Here is an 18,932-nt window from a genome sequence, read left to right as displayed (position 1 = left end):
TCCTTATTGATAGCAATTCAGTTGAACAACAGCACCAAGTGCAGCCGCATTTGCCGTTCGAATATCGCCCTTCATATTGGGTTCAACCGACTGATAACTAATGCGGTGCTTATCTAAAAAGCGGGCAGCATATTTTGCATCAAGGGCAAAGTTAACATTCTGCGGCAATGCACCCGATTCACGTAGACTCGTCACATTTAAGGTACTGACGGTAATACCTAATAGCTCCCCACCGTCAGAGACAACTGGGCCACCACTTGAGCCGGGCTGGATCGGTGCCGAAAACTGGAATTGCCCCACCGCCCCCTTTAATGCCTCGCGTGAGCTGATATTTCCGCGCGTTAAATTGGGGGAGGCCGCCAATAATCCCTGCAAGGGATAGCCAACATTGGTAATCGCCTCGCCCAGGAAAATCTCTGTACCTTTACGCAATGGTAAGTATTGCTCCACTGGCGTACCCGTACTCACGACCGCTAAATCCAATAAGGTCGAGCTAGCCTCTACGGCCGCATCAAAGGATTTACCGCCAACATTCACCTGTGTCACCATGCAATTTTTGAGTACATGGGCCGCAGTGACAATTTGCCCCTGAGGATTAATATAAAAACCTGTTCCTGTACTGACTGGCTTTTGCATATTTGCCAGCAAATTCGCCGAGACATCCTTCATTGCATACTGTGCAGGATAGGAGCTAGCCGACGGCGTCAACGTGTTTAGCACATCGACAATCACTAATTGAGTCGCACGCAATGCGGCGTTATAAAGACCTAAACCATCCCCTAAATAACCAATATCTGCCTTAAAGGATTTTTGCCCTTCGCGAATGGGCTTATCGGAGCCATTAAATACCCGATAGCTCATGATCATTTCTGCTTTACCCGACTCAAATTTCCACTCAGGATCGATATCGATCAGCAGTCCATACTGACTCGCTTGCGTGCGGTCTAATAACTTAGCATTTGAAAAATAAGCACCAAAACCATCCTTCACGCCATCACTGAGTGATTTTCCTGGATCGACCCAAATATTCCATTTCTCTAAATAAAAACGGTTATTTAACTGCGAATGGGGCAAATAATAAGCAACACTCACATCCACAGGGAGCGTAATAGCTTTATTTAGCACCACACCCTTTGGTAATTTATTGGCATTTAACTTGGTATTGGCGCAACCACTGAGATGAAAACAAAATAGAGCAATAAGCACACAGGAGAGAAATCGCATCGGTTATCCTTAATATCAATGCAAATAGCGCCATACAGCATAAACGTGATAACCGTACGGACCATGGCGTATGCAACTTAAGTTGCATTAAGCCAAAGATTCTATTGCAAGTTAAAGGCAACATCAACGATGAAAATTTACAAAAATCAAACAGTCGCAACTATTTCTTAATGACTGGAAGGCTAATATACAGGCCTGAAAACTCAGCGCAGAGCAGATCTTCACAGTAAAGCTTAACCACAAGTCGAACTTTGGCTTTTCGCCCCACAGATAAGCCCGCTAAACTGGCATCCTGCCATACCACGCGTGCAATAGGTTGATTGCGAATGGGCGCCAAGTAACGGATATGGGCATCGGCTAACACTATGTCGCCATCCACATTAAGGAGTTGCTGTTGCAGCCATACCATGCCCCAACCTGTGAGGGTCATAAGGGTATAAATGCTGCCCGCAAACATGGTGTGATGCAGATTGATATTCGGCGCGAGTGGCGCACTCACGCTCAATTCACCATCAGTAAATGACAGCGGCGCTATCTGCATAAACTCACTCACAGGTATCGTGCGGTGCCAGGTCTGGCGTAATTGGTTTAATAATTCGTCCATGTGCATGTCCTTACTGCCGTTGGCACACTGTCCCGTAGGTTAAACCTGTAAATGGAAGGTCACTGGGCCATCGTTGACCAGTTCAACCTTCATATCAGCAGCAAATTGCCCTGTTTCGGTAGTCACGCCCTTGGCGCGGCAAAAGGCGACAAACTCTTCATACAGGCCAAGCGCTTGCTCAGGCGTACCCGCGCCCGAAAAGCTCGGCCTTAGCCCACGCTCAGTATCAGCGGCCAAGGTAAATTGGGATACCACTAAAAGCGAACCTCCCGCTTGAGTCAAATTGAGGTTCATTTTGCCGTTTTCGTCGGAAAACACTCGATAACTCATCACTTTAGTAGCCAGCTTTTCCATCTTCTCGCGGTTATCTTCCTGCTCAACCCCAAGTAAAACTAACAAGCCCTTATCAATTGCACCTATGGTTTGATTATCTACAACCACACTGGCGCGGCTGACTCTTTGAATTAAAGCGATCACAATTTTTCCTTTAAATTAAGACTTAACAACGGGCATCAAAGGAATTGGGCGCAGATACTGCTCAATTCCCTCCGGCAAGGACTTAGCGATTTCAGCCAAGCCGCCATCGGTCCACAGCATAAAACGGCGAAGCTCCTCGATTTCGACCTTATCAGCAAAGGTCACAGTACCTTGGATTTGGATCACCGCACCTTGCTCGCGCAATACAAATTTAGCGAAGTTTAGCTTGGCGTTTAGTTCGCCAATCACCGCGGGCAGTTCAGGGCTGGCCTGCAACTGTGGATGCACCGCATAAAAACGGTTCATCAGAATACGGTCAATCCCCGCAGCATTCATACTGGGTTCGAGCATAAAATCATTATTGCCAAATTGCACCGCAACCTTATCCGCCCCAACTTTGGTGGCTAAATAGTTGGCATCGATTAAAGCCTGATACAAGGTATCGGCGGCAGCCTCATTGGTCATTCCAGCCAACTGCACCACTTTAGGCGCCACGGGAGCACGCACCTCGGATTCTACCGCAGAAGATGAGGATTGAGGTTCTGGGGGTGAGGATGAGGTGGCCGCGCAGGCCGTTAATCCTAAAATGGCGGCAATAATCATAGCTAATTTCATGCAAACTCCTGTCGCTTTATCCAAGACCACATGGCTTGAATTTCGAGTGTGACGGCAAGTGAGAGTATTTCACTATTCAGCGAATGCCCGCCATCAACAATAGTGTGGATTTGTATCCAAGGGTTATCGATTTTTGCCCCAAATGCGGCTAATAAGCGTGCCGGACAGACAGCATCCTGCGTGCCTTGTAATAGCAGGGTACGCGCAGAGACTTGAGATGTAACCCGTTGTAATACACTGAACATATTGAAGTAATCATTTTGCGCATAGTGCAGCTCTATTTGAGCTAAGGCGAATAGCGGCGGCGCAAGCCGCTTAGGTAGGCCAGTTGGTACGCCCGCTAGGGTTAATTCCCATTGGATCCAGCGACGGGCAAATTCATGACGGGTTGCTTCATCTTGGGCGTTAAATCCTAGCTGATAATGCGTAAATAAATCCGCCAATCCAATAGAAGGCGCGGCAAATTCACGGTAAGCCTGTGGATATAACTGCGCTGCGCCCGAGGGCGCATAGAGCCATTCAATCCCTTCTTTTGATGGAATAAACAGCGCCCATAATACTTGAGCTATTACCCGCTGCGGAAATAACCCACTGTAAATTAAGGCTAAGGTGGCGCCAAATGAGCCACCCGCTAAGCACCAACGCGCTATGCCTAAGTGAATGCGAATCGCCTCAATATCGCTGATGAGTCCATTTAAATGGTTATGTTCCAACTCGCCAGCAGGCAGCGATTGCCCCGCACCTCGTTGATCTAGCAGTAAAATCCAATAGTGCTCTAGGTTAAATAAACTGAGCTCACTCACACTAGCGCCTGCGCCAGGACCACCATGCAGATAAAGCAGCGGGATACCCTGCGGATTACCATATTGAGCGAGATGCAACTGCTGCCCATTGCCCATCATCAGCCAATCACGGCGGATAAAAGCGGCAAGCGGATGGGCATCAGTGATCATAGGTGGGATAAGACTCGTTGAATGTCTTGGTGAATGATAACTTAGCTACGGCTTATCCAGTGTAGTCGATGAAGGCGCGTTTGCCGCAAGTTCACCTGTCGTCTCAAGCACTTGGCTTGATTGGGCGGATGTGGTTTCTAGCTGCGCGGCGGGTGTATCCTGCGCCGCTAAAGGTTGACCCTCGAGGTTAGTTTCGTTGATATCGCTGCTGGACTCATAGTCCAAATACTCGGGCATGGCGGCGGTAATTTCGGCGCCCAGCAGCACGATCATCCAAGATAAATATACCCAAACAAATAGAATAGGAATGGTCGCCAGCGCACCATAAATGGCTTCATAACTTGGAAATTTCGTCACATACAAGGCAAAACCTTTTTTCCCCAACTCGAATAGCAAGGCAGCCACCACAGCACCGAGTAGTGCGTGCCAAAACTTCACCTTTTGATTCGGTACCACCATATACAGCAGTAAAAACGCGGCCACCGAAAATAACATCGGCAAACGTTCGATAAACAGCGGCATTACGCCAGATAAGGTGTCGCCCTCAAACAGCTTTAACGACACCACGTAGGAAGTCGCCACTAGGCTCGCCCCCACCAGCACAGGGCCTAAGGTAATCACCATCCAATACATGGAAAAGGCCACGACCACAGAACGTTTTTCCTTAGTGCGCCAAATATTATTCAGTGACTTATCTATGGCGGAGATCAGCATAATCGCCACCACCACTAAGGCCGCAATCCCCACCGCAGTGCCTTTAGAGGCATTACCCACAAATTCATTGATATAGACTTGTACCGTATCGCCCGCTGCGGGTAAAAAATTCTCGTAAACGAAGGCTTCAATTTGGCCGCGGATCCCCTTAAACACAGGAAACGCCGACAACATAGACATAGTCACCGCCACCATAGGAACGAGCGATAATAGGGTGACATAGGCCAAGTGGCCCGCACGAATATTGATTTGATCTTCTACTAGGCGCTGGCGTAAATGCAGCAGGAAGTGCCAAATCCCAAGGAGTAAGACTCGAATTTGTGCCAGATCTATCTTCTTAGTCACGGGTTTCTCTTGATTCTGTTGGTATAGACTCGTTATCTTCGTACAATAAACACTTAATTTACAAGTCTAAGGAGTGAATTGATGTCACAACAAGGATCCACTGGCAATGTTATCGCCGCAATCGCTAGTCTGTTTTTCCCCGGCCTAGGCCAACTGCTACAAGGGCGAATTTTGGCAGCATTGCTATTCTTCGTGGTCACTGTAGTCGGCTACGCCCTTTGGTGGTTAATTGTGCCCGCGGTAATTGGTGCTATCTTTCACCTCTGGAGCATTATCGATGCGGCACGTTTTAAGGCCGACTAACTTCATCTGACTCAGTGACGGAATACCCAATGAAAAGATTGATCACCTCTAGTCTGATAGCGGCAACGCTATTGCTGACGGGCTGCCAGAGTGCCTATTACGGTGCCATGGAAAAAGTGGGCTACCACAAGCGCGACATTATGGTCGACAGAGTGAAAGCCGCGAAAGAATCCCAAGAGGATGCGCAAAAAGAGTTCAGCTCAGCACTCGAGGAGATGCAAGCCCTACTCAACCACAATGGTGGCAACCTCGAAAAAGCCTATAACAAGGCTAAAGATGAATACGAGTCAGCCCAAAGTGCCGCCGATGACGTAAGTAATCGCATCAACAAGGTCGAAGATGTTGCCGAGGCGCTATTCGATGAGTGGCAAACGGAAATTGGTGAGATCAGCAAAGCGAGCCTACGCCGCAACAGCGAAACTAAGCTCAAGGAAACCCGTCGCTCCTACGAGCAGTTGATTAAAACCATGCGCCGCGCCGAATCAAAAATGCCGCCCATTCTCACCGCTATGAAAGACAATATGCTGTATTTAAAGCATAACTTAAATGCCCAGGCGATAGGCGCGATTAAAGGTGAATTTGCCAACTTACAAACGGATATCTCAGGCTTAATCAAAGAAATGAATAAATCTATCAATGAGTCTACTCGATTTATCGAGGCCCTTGAGAACTCAAAAGGGTAAGGCCATTTAGCTTGCTCAAACTGGCTGTTAATTCCGTCAAACCAATCTGAATTAACAGCTTAGCACTGATGCTCTAACCCTCTAAACACTTCGGCAAGCTGCGATGGCGGTTTGCTGTTGATTTTATCCTCCCTGCATTCCCAGTTTCGTTTGTGCAAGGCTAAGATTTTTAGCTTTGTGAGCGATGGCGCGCTTTAGTGTGATGATTCAATCAATATTGGATCTAACGCACAAATTCACTTTAGGCTCATAAACTTATCTACAAAAGATTGCTCCGATTGAATACGTGTATTCTATTTGCAGTATTAACATGACCTTTATTGAATCCCTTACCCTAATGTTGGCCCTAATGTATATCGCCTCCCTAAGCTATTGGAGCGGTAAAAAATGGGGAGCAGTGACCACCTTACTCCTGAGTGTTGGCGCAGTGGCGATTAGCCTCTACTGGCCCTTGGCGCTCGCCCTAATCATTGCCTTGCCCCTTGCACTTATTGCCCATAAGTTTGCTCCGGTGGAGTATAAGGCCGAGATAAAAATCAACACCCTGCGTGAAGGTTGCCAACACCTGCTCGCACTCTCGTTGTTTTTAGTCGCCATCCAATACTGCATTAATGCTATCCAACTCAAACAAGGGGTCACGCCTTGGTTAATGCGCCCTGATGTTGTCGATGCCTTTTTGCCCATCGCCGGCGGGATTGAATTAAAAGCCATAGTCACGCTCAACCTGTGGGACCAAACGCACCCCGCCGCCGCAGTGATGCTCGCCGCAGTGCTACTCACTGGCCTACTCTGTAAACGCGCCTTTTGTGGCTGGGCCTGCCCCTTAGGACTCGCCGGCGAATACCTCTACGCCTTGCGCAAACGCTTTATCAAAGCAGAACTTGCGCCCCCAGCATGGCTAGACTGGCCACTACGGATGCTGAAATACTTATTACTGCTGGGACTGTTTTATGTCGTGATCGGTATGCCAAGCGAGTCAATTCCCTATTATCTGCAGGGTAACTACCACAAAATTGCCGACCTTAAGATGGCACTGTTTTTTGTCACACCAGGGCTTATTACCTTAGCCTGCTTTGCTCTTATCCTCGTCCTCGCCGCATGGCGTCGCCAAGGTTTTTGCCGCTACTTGTGTCCCTATGGTGCCATGCTCGGACTGTTAAGTTTTGCCAGCCCACTCAAAATCCGCCGCGATACTCAGCATTGCCTGATCGAAGCCAAGGGCATGAAGTGCGACAAATGTACCCGCGCCTGCCCAGCCAACATCATAGTGCATACCAAAACCACGGTTCGCAGCGACGAATGCCAAGCCTGTATGCGCTGTGTGGCGGCCTGCCCTAAATCGGCGGCACTCGGTTTTGGCCTTAAATCGGGTCACAGAGTTAGCCATAAAGGATTGTTAGTCTTGTTATTATTGGCGCTCTTCCTCCTGCCACTCGGCGCTTATTTAGCGGGATTCTGGCATAGCCAAACACCGGACGCTATCCGCATGGAACTTATCCAAGTGATTGACCGAGTGGGTCATTAACTCTCTGATTTGTTGATAAGAGACATAAAAAAGGTGCAGTCTAAGCTGCACCTTTTATGGTCACGATAAGCTTGAGTGCCAGTGACTAAGCCAAATCGAACCTGTCGGCATTCATTACCTTAGTCCAAGCGGCCACAAAGTCATGCACAAACTTCTCTTTGGCATCATCCTGCGCATACACCTCGGCATAGGAGCGCAAAATCGAGTTAGAGCCAAACACCAGATCGACACGGGTAGCGGTCCACTTCACTGCGCCAGTTTTACGCTCGACTATCTCATACAAATTAGTACCCGCAGGCTTCCAGTGGTAGGCCATATCGGTAAGATTCACAAAGAAATCATTAGTTAACACACCCACTTTGTCGGTAAACACGCCGTGGCGTGTACCGCCATAGTTAGTGCCCAACACCCGCATTCCCCCAACCAACACTGTCATCTCATGGGCGGTTAACCCCATAAGTTGAGTGCGATCGAGCATCATCTCCTCGGGCTGAACTATATAATCCTTTTTCTGCCAGTTACGATACGCATCGTGCAAAGGCTCAAGTACGGCAAAGGATTCCACATCGGTCATTTCCTGCGTGGCATCACCACGGCCAGGCATGAAAGGTACTGTGATATTGACTCCCGCAGCGTGGGCGGCCTTTTCAATCGCCGCAGCGCCACCGAGGACAATCAAGTCGGCAATACTGACCTTTTTGCTCAAGCTTGCCTGCAACGCGCTCAACACCTGCAATACTTTTTGCAAACGCTCGGGCTCGTTGGCCTGCCAATCTTTTTGTGGCGCTAAACGGATCCGTGCGCCATTAGCGCCACCGCGGAAATCCGAGCCTCGGAAGGTGCGCGCGCTGTCCCACGCGGTTGCGACCAATTCGGAAACACTGAGTCCCGAGGCTAATAATTTCGCCCTCAGCTCGACAATCTCACTGGCATCCAAACGATAATCAACGGTTGGGATGGGGTCTTGCCAAATCAGCTCTTCACTCGGCACTTCTGGCCCTAAATAACGGCTCTTAGGCCCCAGATCGCGGTGGGTTAACTTAAACCAAGCACGGGCAAATACCTCGGAGAAATAGGCGGGATCTTGATAAAACTTCTCGGAGATCTTGCGATACTCGGGGTCCATTTTCATCGCCATATCCGCATCGGTCATGATGGGGTTAAACTTGCGATTCGGGTCGCCCACTGAGACGACTTTATCTTCCTCTTTAATATTAATGGGTTCCCACTGAGAGGCGCCCGCGGGGCTTTTTTTCAATTCCCAATCGTAATTTAACAATAGGTGAAAATAACCGTTATCCCATTGAGTGGGATGAGTCGTCCAAGCGCCTTCGAGACCACTAGTCACGGCATTTGCACCCGTGCCTGGGCCTTTTTTGTTGAGCCAGCCTAACCCTTGCGCCTCAAGTTCTTCGCCCTCGGGTTCAGGGCCAAGATCCTGCGCCTTACCATTGCCATGGCATTTGCCCACCGTATGGCCACCGGCGGTTAAGGCCACGGTTTCTTCATCATTCATTGCCATTCGCGCAAAGGTGACACGCACATCTTGAGCGGTTCGCAGGGGATCGGGTTTGCCATCGACCCCTTCAGGATTCACATAAATCAGCCCCATCATTACGGCGGCTAAGGGATTTTCAAGGTCACGCGCGCCCGAATAACGGCTGTTGGGATTATCACTTGGCGCAAGCCATTGTTTTTCAGAGCCCCAATAAATGTCCTTCTCTGGGTGCCAAATATCCTCTCGACCGCCGGCAAATCCATAGGTTTTTAAGCCCATAGATTCATAGGCCACGTTCCCAGCCAGAATAATCAAATCTGCCCATGAGAGTTTGTTGCCGTATTTTTTCTTAATCGGCCAGAGTAAACGGCGCGCCTTGTCTAAGTTGGCGTTATCGGGCCAGCTATTGAGCGGTGCAAAGCGTTGATTGCCCGTCCCCGCACCGCCACGGCCATCGGCAACTCTGTAGGTCCCGGCTGAGTGCCATGCCATACGGATCATCAGGCCGCCATAGTGCCCCCAGTCGGCGGGCCACCAATCTTGGCTGTCGGTCATTAAGGCATTAAGGTCGCGCTTCACCGCGGCTAAATCGAGGCTGTTGAAGGCATCGCGGTAGTTAAAGTTGGGATCCATGGGATCTGTCTTCTTATCATGCTGATGCAAGATATCGAGATTAAGGGCCTTAGGCCACCAGTCCATATTGTTGCTGGCAACTGCAGAATTTGCCCCATGCATCACGGGACATTTACCTTGAGAGCTTTGAGTCTTATCCATGGGATATTCCTTTACTTATGGCTAACGAAGGAAATGACACTTTACGGTGTCATTAGGCTAATCTGGTTGAGCGTTTTACCGTTGGCATTAATCCCTTCTGCATTGCTCCAAAATGACGATTAATGCACTTTTCAATCTGTATGCTAAATGAACAACATTTCAGACTTAAGCAATTAAAGCGAGAAGACAGTAACGAGAACATCAAACCATAGCTCAAAAAGCGGGCACAGATCACACTATTGGTGGTTTTTACATCACTATCTTGATTTTAATCAGAACGGAAGATGGTTTTATCACTAATACTCATCTCAAATAAGAACAATAAAACGCTTATATTCTTACTTGAGGTGAATCTATGCGACAGAGACGCTTGCAACTTATGCAGTCACTTTTTGATGAATATATTGAGATGTACGCTGCACGGGATGACAAACTCACGGCCCGCTTTAGCGATACTTTTAGTGGTTATGCAGGTAGCAGCGATATTCTTGTCACCAATAAAGATGAATGGGTAAAAATAACCCGTCAGGACTTCGCCCAAGTCCCCGAACGGATCTATATTGAAGTGTTAGATCTTTCACTACAGGATCTTGCCGAAGATATTATTGTTATTACAGCGTTTTTCCATATACACCTCCCTATTCCGGACTCGATACTCAGCCAAGAAACCGCAAGGTTAGTGCTGATTTTTCGCCAAGAAAGCCAAGATTGGAAAATCGTCCATAGTGGAATATCCATTCCCTATGGTTTAGCAAAACAAGGCGAAATTTACCCGATGACGAGTTTAGAAGAGCGCAATCGAGAGCTAGAGTCCATTATACAAGCGCGAACCTATGAACTTGCCGAAGCGAACAACAGACTCGAAAAACTCAGCAATACCGATGGGTTAACCAATATTGGCAACCGTAGATTGTTTGATCAAATGCTGCAAAAGGAATGGAGTCGTGGGCAACGCAACAACACGCCACTCTCGCTTATCATGCTCGATATTGACCACTTTAAATTATTTAATGATTTTTATGGCCATCTCGCAGGAGATGACTGTCTCAAGATGCTGGCGAACAGCTTATCTCAATCAGGTCGTCGGGCAGGTGAATTAGTTGCACGCTATGGCGGCGAAGAATTTGTTATTTTACTCCCCAATACGGATCACCAAAGCGCACTCGACACCGCCAAGCACGTACATCAACTTATTCAATCGCTTGCTATACCCCATATTAAAACAGACATAGGAATTGTCACGGTCAGCGTGGGTGTTGCGTGTTTACTCCCCTCAGATAAACATAATGCCTTAGAATTAGTCCACCAAGCAGATACCGCCCTTTACTTGGCGAAGTCCGCAGGTCGTAACTGCATACGCTCAGTACATGAACCTGAAATATAGCCATTAAAAAGCCCCGCTAAGTTGCCTTAGCAGGGCTTTATTCACTGTATGGCAGTCACTTTACGTGCCCACCACAACCACCATTAACCGCGGCTAGCGCGCTTACGGTCGTTTTCAGTTAAGTGTTTCTTACGAACACGGATGCTCTTAGGTGTTACTTCAACTAATTCGTCATCATCAATAAACTCAAGCGCTTGCTCAAGAGTTAAGGTGATTGGCGTAGTCAGTACTTGAGCTTCGTCAGTACCAGAAGCACGCATGTTAGTCAGCTGCTTACCTTTCAAACAGTTAACTGTCAGGTCGTTAGAACGTGAGTGAATACCCACAACTTGACCTTCGTAAACTTCGGCTGCGTGGCCAATAAACAGACGACCGCGGTCCTGCAGACCGAACAGTGCGAATGTCAGCGCCTTACCCGTAGCGTTAGAGATCAATACGCCGTTAGCACGTTGACCGATATCGCCACCTTTGTGCGGACCGTAGTGATCGAATGAGTGGTAAATCAGACCAGTACCAGAAGTTGCAGTTAAGAACTCAGTTTGGAAACCAATTAAGCCACGGCTTGGGATGATAAAGTCAACGCGCACGCGGCCTTTACCGTCAAGCTGCATATCTTTCATCTCAGCCTTACGGATACCCAGCTTCTCGATGACTGTACCTTGATGCTCTTCTTCAACGTCAACGGTCAGGGTTTCGTATGGTTCACACAGTTCGCCATCGATGGTTTTTAAGATAACTTCTGGGCGAGAAACCGCTAATTCGTAACCTTCACGACGCATGTTTTCGATCAGGATAGATAAGTGTAATTCACCACGGCCAGATACCGCGAAACGGTCTGGGCTATCGGTTTCTTCAACACGCAGTGCCACGTTGTGCACTAATTCCTGTTGCAGACGCTCAAGAATGTTACGTGATGTCACGTATTTACCTTCTTTACCTGCGAAAGGTGAAGTGTTGACTTGGAACGTCATGGTCAGCGTTGGTTCGTCAACTGATAGTGGTGGTAGTGCTTCAACATTACCAGCGGCACACACAGTGTCAGAAATCTTCAGCTCGCCTAAACCAGTAATCGCTACGATGTCGCCCGCGTTTGCAACGTCAACTTCGGTACGCTCTAAGCCCATGTAACCTAATACTTGGCCCATTTTACCGTTGCGTACTTTACCGTCAGCACCAATTACGCTCACTTGTTGGTTAGCTTTGATGCTACCACGCTTGATGCGACCAACACCGATTACACCTACGTAAGAGTTGTAATCAAGCTGAGAAATTTGCATCTGGAACGGACCTTCAGCATCTGCAGCAGGTGGAGATACTTTTTCAATGATAGTCTGGAACAGTGGCGTCATATCTTCGCTGACAACATCTGGATCTAAGGTTGCAAAACCGTTTAATGCAGAAGCATAAACGATTGGGAAATCTAATTGCTCGTCGGTCGCACCTAAGTTGTCGAACAGGTCGAATACTTGGTCGATAACCCAATCAGGGCGAGCACCAGGGCGGTCAATCTTGTTGATAACAACGATTGGCTTTAAGCCTTGGGCGAACGCTTTCTTGGTTACGAAGCGAGTCTGTGGCATTGGACCGTCAACGGCGTCAACCAGCAGTAATACTGAGTCAACCATAGACAGAACGCGCTCAACCTCACCACCGAAGTCGGCGTGGCCTGGGGTGTCTACGATGTTGATGCGGTAGTCGTTCCACTTGATGGCAGTGTTCTTTGCCAGAATCGTGATTCCACGCTCCTTTTCAAGATCGTTGGAGTCCATCACCCGCTCAGTAGCTTCTCCCCGGGTCTCAAGGGTTCCTGATTGCGACAGCAGCTTGTCAACCAGGGTCGTTTTGCCATGGTCAACGTGCGCAATAATGGCGATGTTACGTAAATTCTCTAGCACGGATAAACCTCTTACCATCAAACAAAATTAGGGATATTACAATATTCGTTACAGCAATCTACGTTGAGTCGCCATAAAAAAGCGTGACATTCTACTCCAGAGCGGCCATATCGCACAGGATTATTTTTGAACACTTATAAAACTATTTTTTTGGGCCCGTGCTAACGAATCAGTTATGGCGATAAGACAAATAACCCAAATGCACCGTTTCAGCGCAGGCAATTTGCCATATTATTTCGACGTCAGTACGACTAACCAGCTGAAATAACTATTCTTCACGGGAATGGCGTAGCAGACTATGCGCTTAAGGCCGCCATAAGTATAGCGAATAACCCCAATTCGGCAGACCCGTTTTTTCGTCCAAACACATCAGTATGCCAAACCGCTACCTAAGTATTTTCTCGATAGCCTCAATAAATGGCTTTAGACGCAGTTTCAATAAACTCTATTCCCACCTAAGAACAACAAGACTAATCAATTGATTTTTAATGACAAGCAATGAAAACAAGCCAAAATCATTATCAGAAAAACAGCTTATCATCTCACTGTTTTGTGACATTATGGCGAGCACTGAAAACAGTGACCTTACGCGGTTATCTAGACTTATTTATATGCTAAATTCATTCTGTTTTGCTGAGCCTAATTGATAGTAACAGGCTAACAGCGAGTATGCCGCCCAGCTTGAATATGGATATGAATTAACCAAGCAAGCCGATGCTCATCGTCACTGCACTAAAATGGGGGATGCATGGTGCGCACCAAAATGGATGAATGCACCAAAATGCCACATCAAAACGCACCAATAAAGTGCAATACAGAGTTAAAGATAGTGCAATAAAACACATATTCATTAATTATCAACAAGTTAAATTATTGGCATAGATATCGCTTTATAGCTAGTAAGTTTTGCTCAAGCACAACTTGAGTTAAAAGATTATAGAAGGGACATCCCTTTACCCTACCGGAGACTTGAGAATGTCAGTTGAATCAGTTTTAAAGCAACTTGAAGAATTAGAAGTTAAGTTTGTTGATTTACGTTTTACCGACACCAAAGGTAAAGAGCAGCACGTATCTATCCCAGCTCATCAGGTAGACGCTGACTTCTTCGAAGACGGTAAAATGTTTGACGGCTCGTCAATCGCTGGCTGGAAAGGCATTAACGAATCAGACATGGTACTGATGCCAGACCCAACTACGTTCGTACTGGATCCATTCACCGAAGAAACCACAGCGCTGATCCGTTGTGACATTCTCGAGCCAGGCACAATGACTGGTTATGACCGCGACCCACGTTCTATCGCGAAAAAAGCGGAAGAATACTTACGCTCTACCGGTATCGCTGACACTGTATTAGTTGGACCAGAACCAGAATTCTTCCTGTTCGACGACGTCCGTTTCGGTACTGACATGTCTGGTTGTTTCGTGAAAATCGACGCTAAAGAAGCGGCATGGAACTCTGGCACTAGCTACGAAGGTGGTAACACAGGTCACCGTCCATTCGTGAAAGGCGGTTACTTCCCAGTAGCTCCAGTTGACTCATCACAAGACTTACGTAGCGCTATGTGTTTAGTGCTCGAAGAAATGGGTCAAGTGGTTGAAGCTCACCACCACGAAGTGGCGACTGCGGGTCAAAACGAAATCGCAACTCGCTTCAACACCCTGACTAAGAAAGCGGACGAAATCCAAATTCTGAAATACGTAGTACACAACATGGCTCACGCCTACGGTAAGACTGCGACTTTCATGCCTAAGCCAATCGTTGGCGACAACGGTAGCGGTATGCACGTTCACCAATCTCTGTCTAAAGACGGTGTGAACCTGTTCGCAGGCGACAAATACGCTGGTTTAAGTGAAACTGCACTGTACTACATCGGTGGTATCATCAAGCACGCTCGCGCACTGAACGCTTTCACTAACCCAAGCACTAACTCTTACAAGCGTTTAGTACCACACTTCGAAGCGCCAGTGATGTTAGCTTACTCAGCACGTAACCGCAGCGCTTCAATCCGTATTCCAGTGGTACCAAGCCCTAAAGGTCGTCGTATCGAAACTCGCTTCCCAGATCCACATGCAAACCCATACTTAGGTTTCGCAGCACTGCTGATGGCGGGTATCGACGGTATCCAAAACAAGATCCATCCAGGCGAAGCGATGGATAAAGACTTGTACGATCTGCCAGCGGAAGAAGCGGCTGAAATCCCACAAGTAGCGACTTCATTAGAAAACGCCCTTGAAAACCTGCAAGCTGACCACGAGTTCTTAACTCGCGGCGGTGTATTTAGCGAAGATTTCATCCAATCTTACATTGCACTGAAATCTGCAGAAGCTGAGCGTGTAAGCCGTACAACTCACCCATTAGAGTTTGAAATGTACTACAGCCTGTAATGGCTAGATGCATGCCATTACTCACGGTATAAATGCATGCATAAAGTATCAAAGCCCCAACAGCTTTGCTGTTGGGGCTTTTTGTTTCTTGAAGGTATACACTACTTTCATGCTGATTCAATGACCAACACTTTTCTCTAAATGGCGACATAGCCAACCACTTATTTATCATCAAAAGAAAGCATACCAGCAGACACCACTGCAGTAACAACAATAGGGACAGATGTCGTTTAAGCCTGAGCTAAACGCGATATAAAACTAACTTATAGGCAGAGGAGTTAACTACAGCGACATTAAAGTTGGGAGTCTCATTACTGTTGTCTCATTACTGCTGCTGAATAATTGACACATATATTCATATGGTTAGAATGCCGACTTGCTAAAACTGAATATATCGGTGTCGAACAAAACCAGTTCGGGTTCCATAAGACTAACGCCCAAAGTTAATCAAGCGAGTCGCTCATACCGAAGCAATGCGGTTTTTCACATATAAACAATGGAGTGGTTATGCGTTGGTTGACTTGCTTGGTCGTGTGCTGTTCTCTCACGGGATGTGCAACAATAACATCGAGGATGGGAGAAAATTCAACTTGGGGGCATTCTTTCTCCAGTGTTCAAACGGCTGTTGATAATGGCGAGGAGTGTGCGATAGTTTCTGCGTTATCCGCCCCGCCACTGCTACTGTTTACTATCCCCCTGACACTGGTCGATATGGGTAGCTCGCTGATCGTCGATACCGTGATGCTGCCAGTCGATTTGGCTATCACGCCCAGTAATCCCAAGCTCCGAACCCCGCGTTCTATGTTCTGCCACTACAGCTACAGCATTTAAGCATATTCGTCCCCATAAATGACCTCAGCCTCAGGGCATGGGTTAACGACATCGGCATTAGGGGGCGCCTTGGTGCCCCAGAGCCATGCTCCCTGTTCGAGGCTATTACGCGATGTCGGCTGAGTAAGCCAAATTCAATCCGTTAACGATGGGCTTTTATTACCTCCAGTAACCTTAGGATATCGGCCTCATCGTTATAAATATGTGGCGATACGCGTATCCCTAAACTGCGGGCATCGACACTGATATTCGCCTCAGCCAATGCCGCCATGATCGGCGCTTGCCGCTCGCCAAATTGCAAAATCAGCGTACCGCTACGCTTATCGCTTGCCCTCGGTGAGACGAGCTCATTGTCCAATGCCTGTACCACTGGAGCCATCAGTTGCAAGTTATGCTCACGCATCGCCTGTGAGCCAATATTGGCAAAATATTGAATACTATGGGCGGCAATAGCGTAGGGGGCGATAGAAGGCGTGCCGCCCCAAAACCGCAACGCTGTTGGATGGTAGCGAAAATCATGAATATCAAACTCAAAGGGATTTTCATGGCTAAACCAACCCACATCCTGTGGCTGACATTCGGGCAAGATGGCAGGATTAACCCACAGATACGCAGCGCCTGGGCCGGAGCATAACCATTTCACACTCGAACCAATCATAAAATCTGGCTGTAGCTTGGCTAAATCCAGCGGCAAAATCCCAGCCGATTGCGCCACATCCACTAGGCTCAAGCAGCCACGCTCACGGACAAGGGGAATGATCTGCGCCAATGGCGCCTGCTGACCAGTATTAGAATAGGCATGGCTGACAAAGACTAAATCGACATCGTCGCTGATATGTGCGTCCCACACATTGGGGTCGGTAACATCTAAGCCCTTGGGAATAAAGCGCAGTTCACAACTTGCGGGCAATGCCTTTTTAAGGGCGAATCCCATGCTAGGAAAATCAATCTCGCTCATCAGCACCACGGCGCCATCGCGATTTAATCTATCCAGTGACATCACCAACTTGGTCAATGCGCTCGATAGATTCACCTGCGGGCAAAAGTCCTGCGGCTGACCATTAAAAAGGCTTGCCAGCGCCGCGGTAAAGTTATCGATGACGCCCAACCATTGACCCCAAGGCTCGCGGCCAGACTCCTGCCAAGGTGCAAAAAACGCCTGCTTAAACGCCTGTTCAGTCGATTTAAGTGGTCGTCCCACGGAATGGTTAAGCAGATATCCAGGGCCTGCGAGGCAAAAATCCTGTTTTACATTTAGCAGCATGGCCTTACCTCAAACTGTCTTTGAGTTTTTTCAAATCATAATAACGGGTGCGAATATCGTCACGTAATACGGCCGCGCGTCTATCCCTTAAACGCTCAAGGGAGGCGAGTAACACAGGCAATGGTGGACCACTGGCGGTCACTTTGGCTAAATGTTGTTGCTCCATACTGACCGAAGGTTCTGCAATGTATTTAGTCACTAATTCATTGTGATGCTGGATGGCGGTTTGCCCATGCAATTCACAGACTTCGATAAACAGCTTGAGGTTTTCTTGATACCAATCTTGATGGCGATACCCCATTGAATGGATAAAATCATCCATTAAATTCGGGCGGCGCATGCATTCCCGCAGGATTTGCTGATCCTCCGGCATCATATATAAAAACTTATCCACCAGCATTTGCGAATAAGATGCTTCGTTGGCAAAACATAAACCTAGGGTTAAATCGATAACGTTAATCCCAGCAAAGTCGCCCGCATTGGCGCCACGATACACCACAGAACCAACCCGATAGGGTTTGTAATATGGGCGGACACAGTAGAAGAAACGGTCCGTATCTAAACGATTGAATAACTGCGTATTCGAATCAATCACATCCTGCAATGCCTGCTTAGCGACGCGCAGTAAATCGTGACTAATTGGATGAGAAATCCCCAAAGGCTGGATTTTTAATAGCGCATCAGCGGCACGTTTATAGGCCAAAATGCCTTTAGTGTTGTAATCCACAAACAGTTTTTCATCGGGCAGATCGGTAAAACGTTTGTAGATACCATTATGGGCGCGGTTATGGGTGGTTAAATGGGCGGTAGCAAAGCGCGGCGTGACTCCAATTGAGGCGCCGATATGCATCGCCAATGCTGACGCTTCAAGAAGTGGCGAGGTGGTCTCCCGTGTTGGCTCAGTAATTTCATGGCGGCGGCAGGCGGCCATATACAGGCCAACATTGCCTAGCAAATCAAAAGCACTATCAAAGCCTTCGTCGGTATTGCCCTCATCGAGCAAAGCCTTAATCAGCCCTCGCCCTTCGCTTTCCAAAGTGCGCTTAAGCTCAGTGCCAATCCCCTGCACATTGGCACGGTCGGTCTGCTGGTCATAAAGCTGTTCGAGCTGCGAGTTGAGTTCTACAAAGCGGCTGCGGATCCACTCATCGAAGGCTTCGGTATTATAGGTGGCAGGTTTCACTTGGACATCCTTGGCGATTGTTATGGTTATTTTTACCGGAGCAAGTACTAGGGCATGTTTCACTTGGCTACAGGCGCCATTAGCGCTTCCGAGTTAACAAGGATGCAACTTCTGGCGACACGTTTCTAGCGCTAGCTCAAATTTATGAAAAATCTAATGCCACTTTTTATTTACACCTTGCGCCAGCGCAAGTTATCAAAGTCAATCGCCTCGCAAAATAACGCCAAATACAGCTAGTCCTAATACAAATAGCGCGGCAGGTTCCGCAGGGGTAA

16 protein-coding genes are annotated in these 18,932 nt (G+C 47.8%); 6 read left to right on the top strand and 10 right to left on the bottom strand.

What is annotated here, in order from left to right; genetic code table 11:
* Window positions 1–3 precede the first annotated feature (3 nt).
* From IEY09_RS08725 to IEY09_RS08700, 6 genes are all read right to left on the bottom strand, one after another.
* On the bottom strand, window positions 4–1,224 hold the full coding sequence (locus IEY09_RS08725; RefSeq protein ID WP_037423230.1) for a S1 family peptidase: 1,221 nt from the start codon (window positions 1,222–1,224) through the stop codon (window positions 4–6).
* Window positions 1,225–1,384: 160 nt separating this feature from the next.
* Complete coding sequence (locus tag IEY09_RS08720; RefSeq protein ID WP_188870676.1) at window positions 1,385–1,828, bottom strand: thioesterase domain-containing protein; 444 nt, start codon at window positions 1,826–1,828, stop codon at window positions 1,385–1,387.
* 39 nt (window positions 1,829–1,867) lie between these two features.
* Window positions 1,868–2,305, bottom strand: coding sequence for a D-aminoacyl-tRNA deacylase (gene dtd / locus IEY09_RS08715; RefSeq protein WP_172589173.1), 438 nt, complete (start codon window positions 2,303–2,305; stop codon window positions 1,868–1,870).
* 15 nt (window positions 2,306–2,320) lie between these two features.
* Window positions 2,321–2,920, bottom strand: coding sequence for a hypothetical protein (locus IEY09_RS08710; RefSeq protein ID WP_188870674.1), 600 nt, complete (start codon window positions 2,918–2,920; stop codon window positions 2,321–2,323).
* The gene (locus IEY09_RS08705) at window positions 2,917–3,873 is read right to left on the bottom strand and encodes an alpha/beta fold hydrolase (RefSeq protein WP_229777786.1); all 957 of its coding nucleotides are present in this window, start codon (window positions 3,871–3,873) and stop codon (window positions 2,917–2,919) included. The genes IEY09_RS08710 and IEY09_RS08705 overlap by 4 nt, the downstream gene beginning before the upstream one ends.
* Before the next feature lie 45 nt (window positions 3,874–3,918).
* Window positions 3,919–4,932: a virulence factor BrkB family protein gene (locus IEY09_RS08700; RefSeq protein WP_172589171.1), complete on the bottom strand. Its 1,014-nt coding sequence runs from the start codon at window positions 4,930–4,932 to the stop codon at window positions 3,919–3,921.
* An 81-nt stretch (window positions 4,933–5,013) separates the two neighbouring features.
* Here IEY09_RS08700 and IEY09_RS08695 point away from each other — a divergent pair, with 81 nt between their 5' ends.
* The 3 genes from IEY09_RS08695 to IEY09_RS08685 all read left to right on the top strand — a co-directional run bounded on the left by IEY09_RS08695 (window position 5,014) and on the right by IEY09_RS08685 (window position 7,443).
* Window positions 5,014–5,235 carry a hypothetical protein gene (locus IEY09_RS08695; RefSeq protein WP_037423215.1) on the top strand — a complete coding sequence of 74 codons (222 nt, stop codon included), beginning with the start codon at window positions 5,014–5,016 and terminating at the stop codon, window positions 5,233–5,235.
* Between the two features lie 29 nt (window positions 5,236–5,264).
* Entirely contained in the window at window positions 5,265–5,918 is a 654-nt protein-coding gene (locus IEY09_RS08690) for a DUF2959 domain-containing protein (RefSeq protein ID WP_037425018.1), read from the top strand.
* Between the two features lie 310 nt (window positions 5,919–6,228).
* On the top strand, window positions 6,229–7,443 hold the full coding sequence (locus IEY09_RS08685; protein ID WP_188870672.1) for a 4Fe-4S binding protein: 1,215 nt from the start codon (window positions 6,229–6,231) through the stop codon (window positions 7,441–7,443).
* A gap of 85 nt (window positions 7,444–7,528) precedes the next feature.
* Here IEY09_RS08685 and katG read toward each other — a convergent pair whose 3' ends face one another.
* On the bottom strand, window positions 7,529–9,715 hold the full coding sequence (gene katG, locus IEY09_RS08680; protein WP_188870670.1) for a catalase/peroxidase HPI: 2,187 nt from the start codon (window positions 9,713–9,715) through the stop codon (window positions 7,529–7,531).
* Window positions 9,716–10,070: 355 nt separating this feature from the next.
* Here katG and IEY09_RS08675 point away from each other — a divergent pair, with 355 nt between their 5' ends.
* A complete protein-coding gene (locus tag IEY09_RS08675; protein WP_069454061.1) occupies window positions 10,071–11,099 on the top strand; it encodes a diguanylate cyclase domain-containing protein in 1,029 nt (342 codons plus the stop codon).
* Window positions 11,100–11,182: 83 nt separating this feature from the next.
* On the opposite strand, the gene typA is transcribed toward IEY09_RS08675, so the two are convergent.
* Window positions 11,183–12,994, bottom strand: coding sequence for a translational GTPase TypA (gene typA / locus IEY09_RS08670; RefSeq protein ID WP_037425027.1), 1,812 nt, complete (start codon window positions 12,992–12,994; stop codon window positions 11,183–11,185).
* 975 nt (window positions 12,995–13,969) lie between these two features.
* Between typA and glnA the strand changes: the two genes are divergently transcribed.
* Both glnA and IEY09_RS08660 read left to right on the top strand, forming a co-directional pair.
* Window positions 13,970–15,379 carry a glutamate--ammonia ligase gene (gene glnA, locus IEY09_RS08665; protein ID WP_011715534.1) on the top strand — a complete coding sequence of 470 codons (1,410 nt, stop codon included), beginning with the start codon at window positions 13,970–13,972 and terminating at the stop codon, window positions 15,377–15,379.
* A 573-nt stretch (window positions 15,380–15,952) separates the two neighbouring features.
* Window positions 15,953–16,210, top strand: a complete 258-nt coding sequence (locus IEY09_RS08660) for a YceK/YidQ family lipoprotein (RefSeq protein ID WP_229777784.1) — start codon at window positions 15,953–15,955, stop codon at window positions 16,208–16,210.
* A gap of 142 nt (window positions 16,211–16,352) precedes the next feature.
* On the opposite strand, the gene IEY09_RS08655 is transcribed toward IEY09_RS08660, so the two are convergent.
* Both IEY09_RS08655 and IEY09_RS08650 read right to left on the bottom strand, forming a co-directional pair.
* Window positions 16,353–17,474: an aminotransferase class V-fold PLP-dependent enzyme gene (locus IEY09_RS08655; RefSeq protein WP_188870666.1), complete on the bottom strand. Its 1,122-nt coding sequence runs from the start codon at window positions 17,472–17,474 to the stop codon at window positions 16,353–16,355.
* Between the two features lie 4 nt (window positions 17,475–17,478).
* Window positions 17,479–18,657: a PrnB family protein gene (locus tag IEY09_RS08650; RefSeq protein ID WP_188870664.1), complete on the bottom strand. Its 1,179-nt coding sequence runs from the start codon at window positions 18,655–18,657 to the stop codon at window positions 17,479–17,481.
* Window positions 18,658–18,932 lie beyond the last annotated feature (275 nt).

Origin of the sequence: Shewanella xiamenensis, assembly GCF_014647135.1 — a bacterium.
GTDB classification, from domain to species: domain Bacteria; phylum Pseudomonadota; class Gammaproteobacteria; order Enterobacterales; family Shewanellaceae; genus Shewanella; species Shewanella xiamenensis.
This window is presented reverse-complemented; position numbering and strand designations above follow the sequence as displayed.